Below are 17,488 nucleotides of genomic sequence, written 5' to 3'. Positions count from 1 at the left end.
GGGAAATTCACATGCGTCAGGTTCTGATTTGCTGGGGCGGCTGGGACGGACACCAGCCCGAACAATGCGCCGCCGTCGTCTCCGACATGCTGAAGGCCGAAGGGTTTACCGTCCGCGTCGAGGCAGGCACGGAGGCCTTTGCCGATCCCGCCATCCGCGACTACAGCCTCATCGTGCCGATGCTGACGATGACCAAGATCGAAAAGCCCGAGATCGAGAACCTGGAGCTCGCCATTCGCGGCGGCGTCGGCCTCGGCGGCTTTCACGGCCAGGCGGGCGACAGTTTTCGCGACTGTGTCCAGTATCAATACATGATCGGCGGCCAGTGGGTCGCCCATCCCGGCAATATCTATGACTACACGGTCAATATCGTTAAGCCCGAGGACCCACTCGTAACAGGCATCGGCGATTTCCCCTACCGCTCCGAACAGTATTACATGCATGTCGACCCGAACAACGAGGTGCTGGCGACGACCACCTTTACCGGCGGGCATGATGCCTGGATCGACGGCCATGTGATGCCGGTCGTCTGGAAGCGCCGCCACGGGCAGGGCAGGGTGTTCTACTCCTCCCTCGGCCATCAGGCGGCGGAGTTCGAGGTGCCGCAGATGCGGGAGATTGTGCGGAGAGGGTTGGTTTGGGCGGCGCGGTGAGGGCGGGTTTGTACTTTTTGGCGCAAGGGGACCGCGCAGCGTCTTACTTAGCAAGCATTCTAGCTAATGCGCCCCTCATTTCTCACCAATTCGCCACCGAGCGCAGGTGATGTTCGATGAAGCAGAAAGAGCTTGAACGCTATCATCTTGAGCAGGCTATTCGAAGCGGGAGGCTCGATTGGAAGATAGTCGCGGAAGGAGAGTCGCCAGACTTCATGGTTGACTCGCCTGGGGGGGGAGCTTTCGGTCTTGAGCTTGTGACTGTCTATCGCGGTGGCGGCGTTGAAGAACCGAAGGTTCGTAGCGCGAAAAAAATCGCAACGGGCGCCTGGAGCAAGAAAAAGGAACAGAAACGCAGTATTCAATTACAAAAACTTCGAAGCTCGTATGAGGCGTCCGGTGGTCCGCCGCTTAGTGTTAAGGTCCTTGGGAACCCGAATTCTCCGGACTTTCGGGACATACCTCGTCATCTAGCTGAGAACGGAGCAGGTGAGTTGGAGATTGGCAACCAGATTAGAATTGGCCTGCCATCGATTATCATCCACGCTACTCGATCGGATAGAGCTATCTGGATCATGATCGAGGACGTAGTGGGCTGGGTCAACTTGGAGCCGCGAAAAGAAGTGGAGGCGGCAATTTCGTCCAAAGCTTCTAAGTTGTCGGCATATCAAGAACGTGTCGGAGCCGATGTTAGGCTCCTGATAATTGCCGAAGATCGCTTCAACAGCGGAAAGCTTCGTCCCCACAATCGTATGTCATTTAACGGACACGGGTTTAGAGAGATTTACTTCTTCAACTCGCCGTCTGGTCCGTTCCAGACCCTAGATATCAGAGCGGCTTCGGATGGGCATATTGAAGTTTGACGTCAAATTGTGACGCATGTCGTTTCGCTTTAGGCTTCCGATAGCGCTAGCCGTAATTAGGGCCATCTCAGGCAGCCACACGCAACTCTGACGAATACAACACATGTGAAATGATCAGAGATTTTGGTAGCGGGGGGCGGACTTGAACCGCCGACCTTGGGGTTATGAATCCCACGCTCTAACCACCTGAGCTACCCCGCCACACATCGAACATCTGGGCCTTAAGGCCGTCGCCGTCCGAAGCGATGGGCGGCTTATAAGGCGAGGGTCCGATCAAAGTCAAGCGCGGTTTGGCCAAAAACAACGTGGCTTTCCACCGGCTTGAGCCAAGACCTTGCACGCGGCCCGAAAGCCCAGGCTTCAGGCCGCGACGGGGCTGGCGAGAAGCGCCTTCAGCGAGGCTTCCGCAGTGACCGAGCGTTCCGAACGCTCGATGAAGCCGCCGCCATAGACGCGGGCGTCGGCGCCGGTTGCCGAATAGAGCACGCAGGCCTGGCCGGGGGCGACGCCGGCTTCGCCGATTTCGAGATCGACATAGACGCCCTTGTCGTCGGCATGCAGCACTGCCGGCGTCGGCGGGCGGGTGGAGCGGACCTTGGCGAAGCAGGGCATGCCGTCTGCGGCATCTTCGGCCAGCGTACGGTCGCCCAGCCAGTTGATGTCGCGCAGATAGACGCGGTGGGTTTCCAGCGCTTCCTTGGGGCCGACGATGACGCGGCGCGAGCGGGCGTCGAGATAGATGACATAGAGCGGTTCGCCGGTGGCGACGCCCAAGCCCTTCCGCTGGCCGATGGTGTAATGCAGGATGCCTTCGTGGTTGCCGAGTACCCGGCCATCGAGATGGACGATGTCGCCGGCAAGCGCTGCATTCGGCTTCAACTTGTTGATCACGTCGGCATATTTGCCCTGGGGCACGAAACAGATGTCCTGGCTGTCGGCCTTCTGGGCGACGACGAGGCCCATCTCTTCGGCGAGCACACGCACCTCCGCCTTCGACATGGCGCCGAGCGGGAAGCGCAGATAGTCGATTTGCTCCTGCGTGGTGGCAAAGAGGAAATAGCTCTGGTCGCGTTCCGAGTCGATCGGGCGAAAGAGGGCGCGATGGCCGGGGTCGTTTGCTAGCGGCACGGATTTCGAGCGGATATAATGGCCGGTTGCCAGCGCATCGGCGCCGAGTTCCTTTGCCGTCGCGAGCAGATCGGCGAACTTGACCGTCTGGTTGCAGGCCACGCAGGGGATCGGCGTTTCGCCGGCGACATAGCTTTCCATGAACGGGTTGATCACAGTATCGCGGAAGCGCTGTTCGTAGTCGAGCACGTAATGGGGAATGCCAAGTGTTTCGCAGACGCGGCGGGCATCGTCGATGTCCTGGCCGGCGCAGCAGGAACCGGCGCGGTGGACGGCGGCGCCATGGTCATAGAGCTGCAACGTGATACCGAGGACGTCATAGCCCTCGCGCTTCAGAATGCCGGCAACGACAGACGAATCCACGCCACCCGACATGGCGACGACAACGCGCGTATCTTCCGGTCTCTTGTCAAAATCCAGCGTGTTCACGGGCTTCGTCTCTGTGCTTCATGCGACCGTTCAGCCCGCCCATTGCGGGGATCTACGTCAGGCTTTGCGGGGTTTTTGGCCCGCTGCCGGTACCGGTCCTTTAGTTGACGGATATAGAAAGGATTGCATCTTCGTGCAAGAGCAGCGATTCGCGGGGATTGCCCGCGAGAGGAGATTTCCATGCCCGTCCATATGGTCGTCACGCCCGAGAGCTTCCCGATTGCAGGCAGCTTCACGATCTCACGCGGGTCGAAGACCGAGGCGAAGGTGGTCACGGTCAGGCTGACGGACGGCGTGCATATGGGCCAAGGCGAATGCGTGCCCTATGCGCGTTATGGCGAGACGGTGGAGAGTGTCGTCGAGGCGCTTTCGGCGCTGGTGCCGGAGGTGGGGCAAGGACTGGATCGGGCAGGGTTGCAGAACCGGCTGAAGCCAGGGGCTGCACGCAATGCGCTGGACTGCGCCTTCTGGGATCTCGAAGCCAAGCGGGCGGGCAAGCCGGTCTGGCAACTGCTCGGGTTACAAGAGCCGAAGCCGCTTTCTGTCACCTACACGCTGTCGCTCGGGAGCCCCGAAAGCATGAAGGCGGCCGCCGAAAAGGAGGCGCACCGGCCGCTCTTGAAGGTCAAGCTTGGCGGCGAAGGCGATATCGAGCGCATCCGGGCTGTCAGGGCGGGGGCGCCGAACGCCGCCATCATCGTCGATGCCAATGAGGGTTGGAGTGTCGATCAGTACAAGGCGCTGGCGCCTGTGTTTCTCGATCTCGGGGTGACGCTGGTCGAGCAGCCGTTTCCGGCGAGTTCTGATGATGCGCTGCTTGGGTTGGACCGCGTTCTTCCGGTCTGTGCCGACGAGAGCTGCCATGACACGGCATCGCTCGCCTCGTTGAGTGGCAAGTATGATGCAGTCAACATCAAGCTCGACAAGACCGGCGGGCTGACGGAAGCGCTTGCGATGCGGGATGCGGCTGTTGAAGCCGGCTTCGGGATCATGGTGGGCTGCATGGTCGGCACCTCGCTTGCCATGGCCCCGGCCTTTCTGATCGGGCAGGGCGCGGCCTTTGTCGATCTCGACGGGCCGCTGCTTCTGGCGCGGGATCGCGAGCCGGCGATTGCCTATGACGGCGCGGTGATGCCGCTTCCGCCGCGCGGGTTGTGGGGGTAGTCTTTCCCGCTTTGCCCGACGGCACCCCCCTCTGTCCTGCCGGACATCTCCCCCACAAGGGGGGAGACTGGCTACCCTGCTAGCCTTTCACCCACCTTTGGGGTTGCATTCGGTGCGGCAGACGCGACGCCCCGCTCTCCCCCCTTTGGGGGAGATGTCACGCAGTGACAGAGGGGGGTGTTGGCGAAGCCGAGCGGTGCAGCAGAGTATCGCCTTCAGGCCTTCGCCATCCAGATCACATGTTTCTTGCCGCGACCGGTCCGCCCGGCTCTGACCGGAATCTCTTCCACGCCATAGCCGCAGTCCTTCAAGCGGCGTGTGAAGTAGGGATCTGGCCCCTGCGACCAGACGCCGAGCACGCCGCCGCGGGTTAGCGCCGACTTGGATTTGCGTAACCCGTCATGGGAATAGAGGCCGTCATTCGCCTCGCGTGTGAGGCCATCTGGCCCGTTGTCGACGTCGAGCAGGATCGCGTCGAATTGGCCCTTTGACTTGGCGATCAGGGCGCCGACATCGCCGACATGCACAGTGACACGCGGGTCGTCGAGGCTGCCGGCATAGATTTCGGCCATGGGGCCGCGCGCCCAGTCGACGACGGCGAGCACGAGTTCGGCGACGGTCACCTTCGCATCCTGAGGCAGGACGGCAAGCGCTGCGCGCAGGGTAAAGCCCATGCCGAGGCCGCCGATCAGGATATGCGGGCGCTTGTGGGTAGCGATCCGCTCATAGGCGAGGGTGGCGAGGGCCTCTTCGGAGCCGCTGAGGCGGCTGTTCATCAGCTCGTTGGTGCCGAGCATGATGGAGAATTCCGATCCTCGGCGCTTCAGGCGCAATTCGCCGCCGCCGGGTATCTTGGCCGTGTCGAGCTGGATCCAGGGGAGCATGGGGCAATTCCTGCGCTTAAAGGTTCGGCTGCCCCTATCACGGCGGACCGTTCGGCTTCAACTGTGGCCGCCAGTCTCCGTCCGTACCAAAGGCGTTGGATTGGCCCTTGCGGTTTGCGTCCGCCAGAGCGCATCTTGCGCTTTGAACACACATTGTCGAGACGTCCTGCAGTTGGAGAATGCCCATGCCCGCCCCCAAGAATGCCTTCAAGGCCGCCCTTTACGACACCAACGAACTGCTTGTCGGTTTCTGGGTGGCGCTGGCGAGCCCGCATGTCGCGGAAGTCTGTGCTGGGGCCGGCTTCGACTGGATTTTGATCGATGGCGAGCACGGGCCGAACGACATTCCGCTGATGGCGGCCCAACTCGCAGCCGTGGCAAGACATCCGGCACATCCGGTCGTGCGTCTGCCGGTCGGTGAGACCTGGCTGATCAAGCAGGCGCTCGATATCGGCGCGCAGACGGTGATGATCCCGATGGCCGAGACGAGGGAAGAGGCAGAGCGCCTGGCCAAGGCCCTGCGCTATCCGCCGGAGGGCATCCGCGGCATGGGCGCGAGCCTTGGTCGCGCCTCGGATTTCGGCCGCATTGCTGACTATGCGGAGACAGCGAATGCGGAGGTCTGCCTGATCGCCCAGATCGAAAGCCGGCTTGGTGTCGAGAATGCCGATGCGATCATCGCGACTGCTGGCGTTGACGCAATCCTCATCGGACCGGCCGACCTTGCGGCAGACATGGGTCATCGCGGCAAGCCCACGCATCCTGAGGTCATGCAGGCCGTCGAAACAGTGATCGGCAAGGGTGTCGCTGCCGGCAAACCGGTCGGCATCATGTCCGGCGATACGGCCATGCTTGCGATGGCGCGCAAGGCCGGCATCCGCTTCTTTGCCTCATCCACGGATGTCAGCCTGCTCTCCGCTGCCGCTGCCAATCTTGCAGCGTCGATGCGCGGTTGATCTTGCTTTCCCTCGATACTCTCATGGATCTTCGATGAAGCTGACACTGGCAGAAGCCGAGGCGCTGGTTGTCGGCGCGCTCAGCCGTTCCGGCGTGTATGAAGCCAATGCGCGATCCGTCGCCCGCGCGCTTGTTGCCGCCGAAGCCGCCGGGCAGGGCGGTCACGGCCTGCGTCGGGTCGAGGCCTACAGTGCCCAGGCGCGGGCCCGCAAGGTCGACGGATTGGCCAAGCCGCAGGCGTCGAGACCGAGGCCGGGTGTTCTCACCATCGATGCGATGAACGGCTATGCCTATCCGGCGCTCGATCTTGCCGTCGAGATGTTGCCTGCCATCGCGCAGGAGCAGGGCATTGCGATCGCCACCATTCACCGCTCGCATCATGCCGGGGTGATGGGGCTGACAGTCGCGCGTTTTGCAGAGCGCGGGCTGGCGGCGTTGATGTTTGCCAATGCTCCGGCCTCCATGGCGCCCTGGGGCGGCAACAAGGCGCTTTACGGCACCAACCCGATTGCCTTTGCCGTGCCGATCGAGGATGGCGAGCCCATTGTCGTCGATCTGGCGCTCTCCAAGGTGGCGCGTGGCAAAATCATGGCGGCACGGCAGAAGGGTGAGGCCATTCCCGACGATTGGGCCTTTGATACCGATGGCCAGCCGACGACGGATGCGAACCTTGCAATGGACGGCTTCATGGCGCCGCTCGGCGGTGCGAAAGGGGCAGCGCTTGCGATGATGGTCGAGATCCTCTCGGCGGGTCTGATTGGCGCCAATTATGCATTCGAGGCCTCCTCCCTGTTCGACGACAAGGGGCCGCCCGTGGCGCTGGGTCAGACGATCATCGCCATTGATCCAACCGCGACAGGTGGGCCTGGCGTTTTCACTCGTCTCGCCCTGCTGGCGGATGAAATCGGGGCGCAGGAAGGGGCACGCATTCCAGGAAGGCGGGGGCAGAATCTTGCTCGTTCCGCCGAGACCGACGGCATCACGATCGATGACGAGGTCGTCGCCGCCATTCGGGCGATTGCCTGACGGGAAATGACGGTATCCCGCTATTCGTAATCGGCGCGGTTGATGCCGTGCCGCTGGAGCTTGTCGTAGAAGGTCTTGCGCGGAATGCCGAGCGTCTCGATGGTCGAGCGGACGTCACCCTTGTTTGCGATCAGCGCCTCGCGGATGAGGGTGGCTTCGTGGCGTTCCATCAGTTCGGGCAGGCTGAGGCTCGATCCTGTGGCCGCTGACGGCTGCCTTGGTGCCTGCGTGATGCCGAGCACGACGCGCTCGGCAAAATGCGAGAGTTCACGGACATTGCCCGGCCAGTCATGGTTTTCCAGATGCCGGTGAACTTCGCTCGTCATGACCGGCATGTCGCGGCGGAAGCGGTCGGCAGCGCGGGCTGTGAAATGGGCGAAGAGCAGTGGGATATCGGCGCGGCGTTCCCGAAGAGGCGGGATCGAGACCGTCACGACGTTCAGGCGGTAATAAAGGTCCTCGCGGAATTCGCCGCGCTCGGCCGGATTGCCGAGATCGACCTTGGCGGCTGCGACGACACGCAGATCGACGGGCCGAATGTCGTTGGTGCCGAGCGGGCTCACCTCGCGCATCTCCAGAACCCGCAGCATTTTCACCTGGGTGGAGAGCGGCATACTCTCGATCTCGTCGAGGAAGAGTGTGCCGCCACTTGCATGCTCGATGCGGCCGATACGCTTCTTCTGCGCGCCGGTGAAAGCGCCGACCTCGTGGCCGAAGAGCTCGCTTTCGATGACGGTCTCGGGCAGGGCGCCGCAATTGAGTGCAACGAAGTTGCCACGGGCGCGGCGGCTCCAGCGGTGAAGCAGCGTCGCGACCACTTCCTTGCCGCTGCCGGTTTCGCCGGCGATCAGCACGTCGACATCGGTGTCGGCGATCTGCCGGAGCGTTTGGCGCAGATGCTCCATGGCCGGTGTCTGGCCGATGAGGGGCAGGTCGTCCGGCGTCGTGGTTGCGGCGTCGCGCAGGCGGCGGTTTTCCATCACCAGCCGGCGCTTCTCGGCGGCGCGGGCAACGCTCTGGACAAGGCGCTCGGCGGGGAAGGGCTTGGCGATGAAGTCATAGGCGCCATCGTGCAGCGCTTTTACAGCCATGTCGACGTCACCGTGTCCGGTGATCAGGAGAACGGGGAGATCCGGATCGAGGCTGCGGATGCGCGTGAAGAGTTCGAGCCCGTCCATGCCGGCCATGCGGATATCGGTGACGACGACGGTTTCGCTTTTCGGCGAGAGTTGGGTGAGCGCCTGTGGTGCGGCCGCGAAATCGCGAACGGCATAACCGGCAAGCTCCAGCGTCTGGCGGGTGGCGCGGCGCAAAGCCTGGTCATCGTCGACGAGGATGATGTCGATGCTCATGCTGGGGCCCTCTTCAAGGTGATGGTGAAGACCGTGCCCTCCTTGCTCGTATCCACAGAGAGCCGGCCGCCATATTCGGCGACGATGTCGCGGGCGATCACGAGGCCAAGGCCCAGGCCTCCCTCCTTGGAGGTGGTGAAGGGGATGAAGAGATTATCCCTGACATGGTCCGGTAGGCCGGGACCTGTATCACTGACGGTGAGATCCACCTCGTCGTTGCCGAGGCGCGCAATCCCGACGCGGATGTGACCATCCGCTTTGCCTTCAATGGCTTCGAGTGCGTTCTGCAGAAGGTTGATCAGCACCTGTTCAAGCCGGATGCGCTGGCCAAGCACCTGGAGATCTGGGGGGATGTCACCGATGGTGAGGCGATCGAAGCTCCCGGCGAAGCGGCTTTTCAGCAGGAAGAGGGCTCCGTCAATGGCGGCCTTGAGTTCGACGGGTTCGGCTGCCTGACGGCCCTTTCGGGCAAGCCCCTTCAATTCGCCGGTGATTGCGCCGATGCGGTCGGTGAGCTCGGCGATCAGGCTGAGGTTCTCCTTTGCCGTTTCTGCCTTGCCGCGATCGAGGAACGACTTTGCATTGTCGGCGTAGGCGCGGATGGTGGCGACGGGCTGGTTGATCTCATGCGCCACGCCGGCTGCGACCTGGCCGAGGATCGCCAGACGGTTCGCCTGGACGAGATCCTGCTGCACGCCCTGCAGGCGGATGTCGGTCGCCCTGTGCTCGGCGATCTCGGCCTGCAGCCGGTCGCGCGCCTCGGTGAGTTCGGCGGTGCGGCGCGTGACCTGCCGTTCGAGTTCGGCCTGTGCCGCCTGCGCTTCGGCGGTCCTGCGGGCAGCACGGCCGCTGCGATACAGGAAGAAGCCGGCTGCGGCGAGCAAGGGCAGGCCGAGCGCGACCGCAGTGGTGCGCCCCTGGAGGATTCCGGCATCCATTGCCGCGGCGGCGGGCGCCAGCAAGTGCAGGGTCCATGGCGTGCCGGGCACCGGCAGGGCTTCGGCGACATGCGGCTGCCGTGGACGTGCGCCGCTTGTGTCGGTCGCCACCATCGTGTTTCCGTCAAGGTCGGAGAGCGACCAGATCGGGACTGGCAATAGCGGCGCTTCACCGAATTGCAGGCTGTCGCGGATTGCCAGCCGATCTTGCTGCGGGATGTCGGTGATGGTGAAGAAGCGCCAGTCCGGGCGGCTGGTGATCAGGACGATGCCTCTGGTGTCGGTCACATAGGTCGGGCGCCCGGACCGCTGCCAGTCCTGCTCCAGCGCGTTGAACTCGACCTTGACGACCACGACGCCCAGCGGCTGGCCGGCAGCGTCATCGACGCGGCGGGAGAGGTAGAGCCCCGGCCTGCGGCTGACATTGCCCAGCGCATATTGTTCGGCCGTGCCGTTCGCCATCGCGCCGGTGAAATATTCACGGAAGGCATAGTTGCTGCCGACGAAGCTGTCGGGCTCACGGAAATTGCTGGCGGCGATCGTCAATCCCTCTGTGTCGACGACATAGATCACGGATGCGCCGGTCCCCGAGGTCAGGGCCTCCAGCTTTTCATTCAGGCGGTTGACGCTGTCTAGGCCAGGCGCCTGTAATGTGGCGGCCAGTTCGGCGTCCGTCCCCAGCACGAAGGGCAGGGTGCGTGATCGCTCCAGCACGGCAATCAGCAATGCGCGCTTCAGCTCGGCATCGGTTTGTGCGTCTTCCGCGACCGCATTCAACGCGAGGATCTTGCCTCTCTCGCCGGCGAAAAACAGCGCGGCGCCGAACAGCAGGACGGCCACTACGGCGTATATGATCCAGATTATGCGACTGGAGCTTCGAAGGAGCAGCATGACGTCGGTGGGGCCTCGGAGACTGTGCGATAGGTCGCATCCTAGCATATCCGGCTTGTGCGGAAAACCGCACATCTTGATGTGGTGAATCAAGTCTACCTATTTCCAAAAATAAGTAAAAACAGTGTCTTAAACCCATTTCTTCGGTCTGGCACGCGCCTTGCTGACCTTTCTCCCAAGCGGCCACGCCGCTCCCAGTCAGTTGAGCCACCGCCCGGGAGGCCGGAATTCGTTCCGTCAGGGCGACCACGGAGGAAAACATGCATATCGATACCGCAGAGCAAGCGCCCGAGGGCCGGCAGCCCTTCTACAAACATCTCTATGTCCAGGTTCTGACCGCGATCGTTGCCGGCATCCTGCTCGGCCATTTCTATCCGGATGTCGGTGCGCAGTTGAAGCCGCTGGGCGACGCCTTCATCAAGCTCGTCAAGATGATCATCGCGCCGGTCATCTTCCTGACGGTCGCGACCGGCATTGCCGGCATGACGGATATGAAGAAGGTCGGCCGCGTCGCCGGCAAGGCGATGCTCTACTTCTTCACCTTCTCGACATTGGCGCTCATCGTCGGCCTCGTGATCGCCAATGTGGTGCAGCCCGGTGCTGGCATGCATATCGATCCGGCTACGCTCGATGCAGCTGCGGTCGCGACCTATACCGAAAAGGCGCATGACTCGTCGATCACAGGCTTCCTGATGAACATCATCCCGACGACCATCGTCGGTGCCTTCGCAGATGGCGATATCCTACAGGTGCTGTTCTTCTCGATCCTGTTCGGCATTTCGCTGGCGCTTGTCGGCGAACGTGGCAAGCCGGTCACGGACTTCCTGCAGGCGGTCATAGCGCCCGTCTTCAAGCTGGTCGCAATCCTGATGAAGGCCGCCCCGATCGGTGCCTTCGGCGCCATGGCCTTCACCATCGGGAAATACGGCATCGGCTCGGTGACGAACCTCGCCATGCTGATCGGCACCTTCTACCTGACGTCCTTCCTGTTCGTCGCCGTGATCCTCGGTGCTGTCGCGCGCTACAACGGTTTCTCGATCCTGTCGCTGATCCGCTACATCAAGGTAGAACTGCTTCTGGTTCTCGGGACGTCGTCGTCGGAAGCAGCCCTTCCGGGCCTGATGAACAAGATGGAAAAGGCCGGCTGCAAGCGCTCGGTCGTCGGTCTGGTCATTCCGACCGGCTATTCCTTCAACCTCGACGGCACCAATATCTATATGACGCTGGCCGCGCTCTTCATCGCCCAGGCGACGGATATCCATCTGCCACTCGGCGACCAGATCCTGTTGCTTGCCGTTGCCATGCTGAGCTCCAAGGGGGCTGCGGGTATCACCGGTGCGGGCTTCATCACGCTGGCCGCCACGCTGTCGGTCGTGCCGTCGGTGCCGATCGCCGGCATGGCGCTGATCCTCGGCATCGACCGCTTCATGTCGGAATGCCGCGCGCTCACCAACTTCATCGGCAATGCGGTGGCAACCGTCGTCGTCGCCCGCTGGGAAGGCGAACTCGACGAGACGCTGTTCCATGCCGCGCTCGGCGGCAAGGTGCTCGAAGAGCACGAGGACCTGCAGCCGCAATTACAGCCAGCGGAGTAATACGTCCGAGCCGACCCAAGACGGTGATCGGAACTGAAGCGCGGCCCGGCATCCGTTGGGCCGCGCTTTTTGTTTGCCTCTACTCGGCGGCGATGATGTGGAATTCGGGCGGCTGTGCCGGATTTTGCGCCTTGCTCATCAGGTAGATGAGACAGCTCGTCCGAAGCAGGGATGCAAAGTTCGACACCGAACCGTTGATCTCCAGCGCTTCGTCATGAAGCGTCGACAGAAAGCGGGATGTCGAGAAATTCTGGCTGGCCGCGATCTCGTCGATCAGCACCCAGAAGGCCGCTTCAAGTTGGATGCTGGTGGAATGACCACCGATGCGGACGGAGCGGTTGACCGCGCGGTAGCGGGCCGGGTCCTGTCCTGCGAAGACTTCACACATGGCATGCTCCTCCCTGATGTCTTTTTCGATCTGCAGTCTTTTCGGGCATTATGTTGCGCGCCGCTGCTCTGGTCAATTTCCGTCTTCTCTAAACTGCCTCGCCCAGGTGCGAAGAATGGCCACATCCGTCAGCGAAAAAAAACGGCTGCGGTAATGGGCTGCTACCAGCCGTCCGGAAAATCGCGACATCCTCTCTGCATGACATATGTCAGCATGCAAGGAGCAGCCCATTGGCCAAAATGATCCATTCGATGATCCGTGTCCTCGAAGAGGTCCGATCCGTTTCCTTCTACGTTCAGGCCTTCGGTCTGGAAGTCGCGGAACGTCTCGATTTCGAAACCTTCACTCTGGTCTATCTCAGCAATGCGGAGAGCGAGTTCGAGCTTGAGCTCACGGTCAACAAGGGCCGCGAGGAGGCCTATGATCTTGGGACCGGTTACGGCCATCTCGCGGTCAGCGTCTCGGATCTCGACGCCGAACACAAGCGGCTGACCGATCTCGGCCTGAACCCGGGCAAGATCGTCGAATTCAACCGCGATGGCGTGCTGCTTGCCCGCTTCTTCTTCATCACCGACCCCGACGGCTACAAGATCGAAGTCCTGGCCCGGCACGGACGGTTCAAATGATTGGAAGGCCGGGGAAGAGGAGCCCTGGCCTTCTTTGTTTCGCAGCCGGTGGGCGCGGTATCGCGCCTGCCACCGCCGACGGCAGACTGGCCGTTGCGCATCATCTCATGTGAGGAGAATGACGTGGTTACGATACTCGACAAGACCGGCGGCATGTCACGCCGCCAGCTTCTGAAGACCGGTGCAGCAAGCGCCGTGCTGATGGTAACCGGCACGGCTGTCATCTGTCCCGACCAGGCCTGGGGCCTGGAGGCGACAGCCCTGAAGCCGGACACGCTCGCGACGCTGATCAAGATGGCGCGCGACATCTATCCGCATGACCAGCTTGCTGATCGTTTCTATGCGGCGGCCGTCAAGGGTCAGGACACGATGGCGGCCAAGGACGAGAAGCACAAGGCGCTGATCGAAGAGGGCATTGCCGACCTCGACAGCAGAGCGGGTGCCGGCGGTTATCGCGGGCTTGGCTGGGAAGACGATCGGGTCGCCATCCTGCGCGACATCGAGACGACGCCCTTCTTCCAGGCGGTGCGCGGCGACCTCGTGGTCAGCCTCTATAACCAGAAGGAGATCTGGCCGATCTTCGGCTACGAGGGCGAGTCCTATTCCAAGGGCGGCTATATCGAGCGCGGGTTCGACGACATCACCTGGCTCTGAGCGACCTGAAAGACACGCATTTATCGTCGCCGGAAGGAGGCCCATCGCGGATGGGACGGCGGCGCTTACCCAAATTGACGGATTTCCCGGGAGGAAAACATGGCAGCGCCCTATGATCTCAACGACGACAGCGTGGTCGTCATCATCGGCTCCGGTGCGGGTGGCGGCACGCTCGCCAACGAGCTTGCCCAGAAGGGCATCGACGTGGTCGTGCTCGAAGCCGGTGCCCGTATCGAGCACGAGGAATTCATCAACGACGAATGGGACAGCTTTGCCCAGCTCGCCTGGCTCGACCACCGCACGACCGGTGGCGGCTGGCGGGTAGCAAAAGACTTCCCCAATCTGCCGGCCTGGATCGTCAAGGCGGTCGGTGGCACCACTACCCATTGGGCCGGCGCGTCGCTCCGCTTCCAGGAGCACGAGTTCAAGACTCTGACCAACTATGGCAAGGTCGAGGGAGCCAATCTTCTCGACTGGCCGATCACGCTGGCCGATCTCGAGCCGTACTATGCCAAGGCCGAAGACAAGATGGGCGTCACCCGCACCAACGGCATCGAGGGCCTGCCCGGCAATAATAACTTCAAGATCCTGAAGGCTGGTGCCGACAAGCTCGGTTACAAGGACTGTCACACCGGCAATATGGCGATCAATTCGGCCGATCGAGACGACCGGATGAGCTGCCAGCAGACGGGCTTCTGCTTCCAGGGCTGCAAATGGGGCGCCAAGTGGTCGACGCTCTACACGGAAATTCCGAAGGGCGAGGCGACGGGCAAGCTCGAAGTCCGGCCGAACTCGCATGTCGTCAAGATCGAGCATGATGATACGGGCAAGGTGACCGCCGTCGTCTATGCCGACAAGGATGGCAATCTGCAGAGCCAGAAGGCCCGAATCATCTGCGTTGCCGGCAATTCGATCGAAAGCCCGCGCCTGCTGCTCAACTCGGCTTCGTCGAAGTTCCCTGATGGTCTGGCCAATTCTTCCGGCCAGGTCGGCAAGAACTACATGCGCCACACCACCGGTTCGGTCTATGCCGTCTTCGAAAAGCCGGTGCATTTCTACCGCGGCACGACCATGGCCGGGATCATCCGTGACGAGGCGAGGCACGATCCGTCGCGCGGCTTCGTCGGCGGCTATGAACTCGAGACGCTGGCGCTCGGCGTGCCCTTCATGGCGGCCTTCCTCGATCCGGGTGGCTGGGGCCGGTCGTTTGCCTCGGCCATGGACCAGTATGCCAATATGGCGGGCCTCTGGATCGTCGGCGAAGACATGCCGCAGGAGCAGAATGCGGTGAAGCTGCATGGCGAGCTGAAGGACAAATACGGCATGCCGATCCCGGATGTGTGGTTTACGGACCATCCGAACGACGAGGCGATGCGCAATCATGCCTACAAGCAGGGCGTGGCCCTCTATGAGGCGGTGGGTGCAACCCGTGCCTTCCCGACGCCGCCCTATCCGTCGACCCACAATCTCGGCACCAACCGCATGAGCGAGAAGGCGCAGGACGGGGTCGTCAACAAGTGGGGCCAGACGCACGACATCAGCAACCTCTTCGTCTCCGATGGCAGCCAGTTCACCACCGGAGCGGCCGAAAATCCGACCCTGACGATCGTTTCTCTTGCGATCCGCCAGGCGGATTACATCGCCGAGCAGATGGGCCAAGGCACCATCTGAGCGGCGGAACTACCTCCCTCTTGCGGGCAGCGATCGCCATGCGGTCCTGCCCGCTTTTTAAGTTGAGAGGGATGTCAGTGACTGCGGGCGGCAACCAGAGCTCGGGCTTTCTCGCGCGCTCTGTCCCGGGTTCGGGCAACTGCCGTGCGAAAGCGCGCCGTGCGGCTATTGTCATTGTCAGCGACCGTCATCGCATTGCCGCGCCATTCAAATCCGCTGCCGAACCAGGCCGCGACGAACAGCCCCGGCAGCAACAGGTCACGGGCGAGCATGGCAGGAACGATCCGCCAGCCGCTCGGCCAGCTATAGCTTCTGGCGAGCAGCACTTCTGCGCCATACCAGGCGGCAAGATAGGCGATCGGGGCGATGAGCGGCAGTGCGCCTGTCGCCGCAAGCGCGATCATGGCCGCCAGCGGCAGGGCGGCACCGGTCAGGATCTCCGGCAGGAAATAAAGCGGGAAAGACGCGCGGCGCAGGCGCGCCCAGCGCAGCTGGCGCTTCCAGACAGCCTTGATATCGCGGGGCCCGAGCGGCTGTGGGAAGGGCTCGTGAACAATGCGGACCTTGAGGCCCGCGTTGCGGATCAGCAGTGTTGCGGCGGCATCCTCGGCGACTTCATCGCCCAGTCGCTCGAAACCGCCGAGCTGCGTCATCACATGACGATTGAACAGCATCGATTTGCCCTGGGCAAAGCCGAAGCCGCAGGCGTCGGCAAAGAGCTGCCAGCGGGCCTGGAAACTGTCGAGCCAGGCGCTTTCGAGAAGGGCGCCAGCATTCTCCGGCTCGGTTCCCGCTGGTGGCGAGCAGACGAGGCCGGTCCGCTCGTCCCAGCGGGCGATCATGCGCTCGATTGTGTCTGATGGCATCAGCACGTTGCTGTCGGTCATGACGATCCAGTCATGGCGGGCGGAGCGCCAGCCCTTGACGACATTGTTGAGCTTGGGATTGGCGCTGAAGGGATCTTCGCCGACGAGGAGTGTCGAGGCAATGTCGGGATGTTCTGCCATCAGGCGACGGGCAAGGGATGCTGCCGGATCGTCGGCTCTTGCGACACAAAAGAGGATCTCATAGGTCGGCCAATCGAGCTGGAAAGATGAGGCGAGGCAGCGCTCGAGATTGTTTTCCAGCCCGCAGATCGGGCGGATAAGTGTGACCGGCGGGCGCGGCGTCGGCGCAGCCTCTCGGTTTTTGTGGCGCAGCTTGACGGAGAGGACGACGGCGATGCTTGCAAGCTGGACGAGAAGCGCGATCGCGGCAAACCAGATCAGAAAAGTCATGGCGAGTCTCCGGATTTTGGTATCCGGATAGCACTGCTGTGTGACAGTTCGGAGAAGCCTTCTTTCGGCCTTATCGTTGGGCTTTCAATCCTTGCTCTGCATGGCTTGGAAGAGCTTCCAGCCGAGGAAGGCGGCGACAGCACCGGCCGCCAGAAAGCCGCTGATGCTGCCGCTGATTTCGGCGATCTCCGTGACGCTCTCGCTGAATGCCGCTCCGAGGCCAGTGTAGAGACCGACCCAGACCGTCTCCCCAAGGATGCCTGCCAGCGTGAAGCGCGCCCAGGAAAAGCCGGAGGCTCCGGCGAGCAGGTTGAGATAGGGGCCGAGCGGGGAAAGCAGCCAGCGGGTGAGAAAGACGGCGACGTTGCCGCGGGCATCCATTTCCTGCTGCGCCCGCTCGATCGCCTTGCGGCGTGAAGGCTCGCGACTGACGATCGGCACGAGGCGCTGTCCGGCGACGCGGCCAAGCATGTAGCCGATCTGGTCTCCTGCCACGGCCGAGGCGAGTGCCACGGCAATGACATAGGCCAGCGTGAAGTCTCCGGCGGCCGCCAATGCGCCCATCAGCATCATGACGATCGAGGCGGGCAGGGGCGCGCCAAGGCAACTGATGCCGACGACCAGCGCAAGCAGCAACAAGCCATAGGACGGCAGTGATGCGAGCAGCGTCTCGGTCAGGGTCATTGGGGAGGTCCCTGCCGGCGCAGTTCGGCAAGGGAGGCCTCTATTTCGGCCTTGAATGTCTCGAAGCTCTGGCCGCGTTCCACGGCAAGGCGTTCGAGCGATGGGCGAGGGCCATCCTTTGGCGGGGGCGGCAGATCGAGGTCGCGGGCGAGTTTCTCGACCGGTACATGCCAGGAATGGGCGACATAGCCGATCGTCATCCAGGGCTCCGGCGGCAGGTCCTGACGGGCGGGATCGCTCCAGTAGGCCACAAAGAAGATCGTCCGCCCGGCAAAGAAAATTGCGAGCGCCATCGCCAGCAGGAATGC

Annotated in this window: 17 protein-coding genes and 1 tRNA gene; 9 read left to right on the top strand and 9 right to left on the bottom strand. The window is 62.5% G+C overall.

Annotated elements, in window-relative coordinates; translation table 11 throughout:
• Positions 1–11 precede the first annotated feature (11 nt).
• The gene (locus tag QWE_RS14030) at positions 12–653 is read left to right on the top strand and encodes a ThuA domain-containing protein (RefSeq protein ID WP_006726804.1); all 642 of its coding nucleotides are present in this window, start codon (positions 12–14) and stop codon (positions 651–653) included.
• Positions 654–769: 116 nt separating this feature from the next.
• Positions 770–1,516 (top strand): hypothetical protein, encoded by a 747-nt coding sequence (locus tag QWE_RS14025; RefSeq protein WP_006726803.1) that lies wholly within the window; start codon positions 770–772, stop codon positions 1,514–1,516.
• A 124-nt stretch (positions 1,517–1,640) separates the two neighbouring features.
• Here QWE_RS14025 and QWE_RS14020 read toward each other — a convergent pair.
• A tRNA-Met gene (locus QWE_RS14020) sits at positions 1,641–1,717 on the bottom strand.
• 159 nt (positions 1,718–1,876) lie between these two features.
• Positions 1,877–3,073 carry a tRNA 2-thiouridine(34) synthase MnmA gene (gene mnmA / locus QWE_RS14015; RefSeq protein WP_006726802.1) on the bottom strand — a complete coding sequence of 399 codons (1,197 nt, stop codon included), beginning with the start codon at positions 3,071–3,073 and terminating at the stop codon, positions 1,877–1,879.
• 180 nt (positions 3,074–3,253) lie between these two features.
• On the opposite strand from mnmA, the gene dgcA reads away from it, so the two are divergent.
• The gene (gene dgcA, locus QWE_RS14010; protein WP_006726801.1) at positions 3,254–4,237 is read left to right on the top strand and encodes an N-acetyl-D-Glu racemase DgcA; all 984 of its coding nucleotides are present in this window, start codon (positions 3,254–3,256) and stop codon (positions 4,235–4,237) included.
• Between the two features lie 215 nt (positions 4,238–4,452).
• Here the strand turns inward: dgcA and QWE_RS14005 are convergent, their stop codons facing one another.
• Positions 4,453–5,121: a spermidine synthase gene (locus QWE_RS14005; RefSeq protein WP_006726800.1), complete on the bottom strand. Its 669-nt coding sequence runs from the start codon at positions 5,119–5,121 to the stop codon at positions 4,453–4,455.
• Positions 5,122–5,306: 185 nt separating this feature from the next.
• Here QWE_RS14005 and QWE_RS14000 point away from each other — a divergent pair, with 185 nt between their 5' ends.
• Both QWE_RS14000 and QWE_RS13995 read left to right on the top strand, forming a co-directional pair.
• Positions 5,307–6,077 carry an HpcH/HpaI aldolase family protein gene (locus QWE_RS14000; RefSeq protein ID WP_006726799.1) on the top strand — a complete coding sequence of 257 codons (771 nt, stop codon included), beginning with the start codon at positions 5,307–5,309 and terminating at the stop codon, positions 6,075–6,077.
• Positions 6,078–6,111: 34 nt separating this feature from the next.
• Complete coding sequence (locus QWE_RS13995) at positions 6,112–7,104, top strand: Ldh family oxidoreductase (RefSeq protein ID WP_006726798.1); 993 nt, start codon at positions 6,112–6,114, stop codon at positions 7,102–7,104.
• Positions 7,105–7,124: 20 nt separating this feature from the next.
• Here the strand turns inward: QWE_RS13995 and QWE_RS13990 are convergent, their stop codons facing one another.
• Complete coding sequence (locus QWE_RS13990) at positions 7,125–8,456, bottom strand: sigma-54-dependent transcriptional regulator (protein WP_006726797.1); 1,332 nt, start codon at positions 8,454–8,456, stop codon at positions 7,125–7,127.
• Positions 8,453–10,234 (bottom strand): sensor histidine kinase, encoded by a 1,782-nt coding sequence (locus QWE_RS13985; protein ID WP_006726796.1) that lies wholly within the window; start codon positions 10,232–10,234, stop codon positions 8,453–8,455. Before QWE_RS13985 ends, QWE_RS13990 begins: the two co-directional genes overlap by 4 nt.
• A 311-nt stretch (positions 10,235–10,545) precedes the next feature.
• Between QWE_RS13985 and QWE_RS13980 the strand changes: the two genes are divergently transcribed.
• Positions 10,546–11,880, top strand: a complete 1,335-nt coding sequence (locus QWE_RS13980; RefSeq protein ID WP_006726795.1) for a dicarboxylate/amino acid:cation symporter — start codon at positions 10,546–10,548, stop codon at positions 11,878–11,880.
• A 79-nt stretch (positions 11,881–11,959) separates the two neighbouring features.
• On the opposite strand, the gene QWE_RS13975 is transcribed toward QWE_RS13980, so the two are convergent.
• Entirely contained in the window at positions 11,960–12,268 is a 309-nt protein-coding gene (locus QWE_RS13975; RefSeq protein ID WP_006726794.1) for a ribbon-helix-helix domain-containing protein, read from the bottom strand.
• Positions 12,269–12,498: 230 nt separating this feature from the next.
• Between QWE_RS13975 and QWE_RS13970 the strand changes: the two genes are divergently transcribed.
• The 3 genes from QWE_RS13970 (at position 12,499) to QWE_RS13960 (ending at position 15,219) form a co-directional block, all read left to right on the top strand.
• On the top strand, positions 12,499–12,894 hold the full coding sequence (locus QWE_RS13970) for a VOC family protein (protein ID WP_006726793.1): 396 nt from the start codon (positions 12,499–12,501) through the stop codon (positions 12,892–12,894).
• 123 nt (positions 12,895–13,017) lie between these two features.
• Entirely contained in the window at positions 13,018–13,548 is a 531-nt protein-coding gene (locus QWE_RS13965; RefSeq protein WP_006726792.1) for a twin-arginine translocation signal domain-containing protein, read from the top strand.
• Between the two features lie 99 nt (positions 13,549–13,647).
• A complete protein-coding gene (locus QWE_RS13960) occupies positions 13,648–15,219 on the top strand; it encodes a GMC family oxidoreductase (RefSeq protein WP_006726791.1) in 1,572 nt (523 codons plus the stop codon).
• A 74-nt stretch (positions 15,220–15,293) separates the two neighbouring features.
• Here QWE_RS13960 and QWE_RS13955 read toward each other — a convergent pair whose 3' ends face one another.
• From QWE_RS13955 to QWE_RS13945, 3 genes are all read right to left on the bottom strand, one after another.
• Positions 15,294–16,496 carry a ceramide glucosyltransferase gene (locus QWE_RS13955; protein ID WP_006726790.1) on the bottom strand — a complete coding sequence of 401 codons (1,203 nt, stop codon included), beginning with the start codon at positions 16,494–16,496 and terminating at the stop codon, positions 15,294–15,296.
• A gap of 84 nt (positions 16,497–16,580) precedes the next feature.
• A complete protein-coding gene (locus QWE_RS13950) occupies positions 16,581–17,180 on the bottom strand; it encodes a DedA family protein (RefSeq protein WP_006726789.1) in 600 nt (199 codons plus the stop codon).
• The coding region (locus QWE_RS13945) for a hypothetical protein (RefSeq protein ID WP_006726788.1) at positions 17,177–17,488 on the bottom strand (312 nt) is incomplete at its 5' end. The genes QWE_RS13950 and QWE_RS13945, both read right to left, overlap by 4 nt.

The sequence above is a fragment of the Agrobacterium albertimagni AOL15 genome, assembly GCF_000300855.1.
GTDB classification, from domain to species: domain Bacteria; phylum Pseudomonadota; class Alphaproteobacteria; order Rhizobiales; family Rhizobiaceae; genus Allorhizobium; species Allorhizobium albertimagni.
This window is presented reverse-complemented; position numbering and strand designations above follow the sequence as displayed.